Origin of the sequence: Vibrio sp. 1159, assembly GCF_033340395.1 — a bacterium.
Taxonomy (GTDB): domain Bacteria; phylum Pseudomonadota; class Gammaproteobacteria; order Enterobacterales; family Vibrionaceae; genus Vibrio; species Vibrio alginolyticus.
The window spans coordinates 1-1,696 of sequence record NZ_JAWOWL010000087.1 but is presented as its reverse complement, the minus strand read 5'-3'; the positions used below and the strand labels follow the sequence as shown (position 1 = coordinate 1,696).

The following is a 1,696-nucleotide window of genomic DNA, read 5'->3' as shown; positions in this document are numbered from 1 at the left end:
TCACTCAAGTTGAATGTGGGATCAAGTTAACTCAGTCACATAAATTTGCTGTCAATAGCTCCTGGGTGAATAGTTACCTTTAAGGTTGGAAAAAATTGATCTTCTTCTGGCTCATGATTTGATGGAATTAGCTTATAGTAACCGCCCCTCTGGTACAGTAATTAGAAATAAGCTATCCAGCTACAAAGATGAACTTGGCTTGGAGAACGAGATTGAACATAAACTGAAATTGAAAAGATTGGTTGATACTGGGAAAATTGCGATAATACCTGTCGGGTTTCGGTGTTTTACAGCATCCATTATTCATGAGAAACTAGGTATTAAGCAGCTAAGTTTACCTTTCAATAGTGGTTTTTTTTCGCCAGATTCGGTTGCTAGTATATTGAGTAATCCCGATGTTTATATGGATTATAGTGGTGTAGGGACTAATCATGATGTATGTATCAAGTATGAAAATAATAATGATGAAAATTTCGGATTAGGGATAAAGTTCGAATCATCTACATATGATGATATTAATCGGTTTGTAGTGGAAAATGATGGGAAAAATTTGGGTTCTTGGTTAGATGCAACATTTGGTTATTATACTTTAAATAAGAGTCACAACTTTGTTCTTGCTCACTATAATTGGCATTCGCTAGCTGGTAAATCAAATATTAATTCTGGGTCTGAAGATAACTTCAAAAATATAAACTCAATTTTTATTCGAAGAATTAATAGAATGATGGAAATGATTGCTAGAGCTGATTATGTTTTTTTTGTTTTTGGTGAGAACCAAGGATATGAATACATGCAAATAGATGATAGTTTCTCAGATCTTAAAAATTTCGAAAATTTGAAAGAGGTATGCTTAAGAAAATTTGGAGATAAATTTAAACTAATAGAAAATATCGCTAGTGATGAAATTAAAGCAAGTTTTATTTTGGATATGTTAGGTTTAAACTAACACTAAATTAGTTGTGAACGAATTTTAAAAATAAATTATATACCGAATCAACTTGAAGATGCAGGCTTGAGAACCTGAAAATTATCATTAATTCGAGATGCCAAAGAGCCTGCGATCTCTGGAAGAGTCACAGTAAAAAATTGGTCTATTGCCGCCTTGAAGTCCCGTTTACTTTTGAAGTAAACGTTGTTCCTCGACTTCTCATTCATTACTTTCCAAAGCCGCTCTATTGGATTGAGGTTTGGGCTGTAAGGTGGAAGATAATGCAGCTCGATATTAAGGACAAATGCCGCATCTCTGACCAAGTCACTACGGTGATATCCCGCACCATCTAAAATGATATGAAGCTTATGAGCTAACGGATAACTCTCTCTTAACTTACAGAAAAAGCGAACTATCGTTTCACTGTTAATGCTCTCATAATCATCAATAATAGTAGCTCCGATATCTGACAGGTTCAGTGCGCCAAGAATGTTCAATCGACTGCGATTTCCCGTTGTTTCAATCACTTTATCTTGACCAGTTCGTATCCAGCCATGAGATATTTTTGTTGATAGGGTTGGGTGAACAGCATCGATAAAGACTATCGATTCATCCTCGTCACAACTTGCCTTTAGCGCTTCGTAAGCATCTATGAAAGCTTGTTGCTTTGCTTCATCAAACTTATGTGGAACAGGGAAATCGCATAAACATGCCCATTTTTAAAGGGACTTCGTCAAATTAGAGTATTCTAATTTACAAGGTATTTCT

The 1,696-nt window shown here is 35.1% G+C and carries 1 protein-coding gene and 1 pseudogene; one reads left to right on the top strand and one right to left on the bottom strand.

The genetic code is table 11. From position 1 onward, the window contains the following. The first annotated feature begins 85 nt into the window (after positions 1 to 85). Positions 86 to 946: a hypothetical protein gene (locus R7127_RS26045; protein ID WP_318148666.1), complete on the top strand. Its 861-nt coding sequence runs from the start codon at positions 86 to 88 to the stop codon at positions 944 to 946. Between the two features lie 47 nt (positions 947 to 993). Here the strand turns inward: R7127_RS26045 and R7127_RS26040 are convergent. Then, a pseudogene (locus R7127_RS26040) lies at positions 994 to 1,620 on the bottom strand (IS630 family transposase); the annotation flags it as partial. Between the last annotated feature and the right edge of the window lie 76 nt (positions 1,621 to 1,696).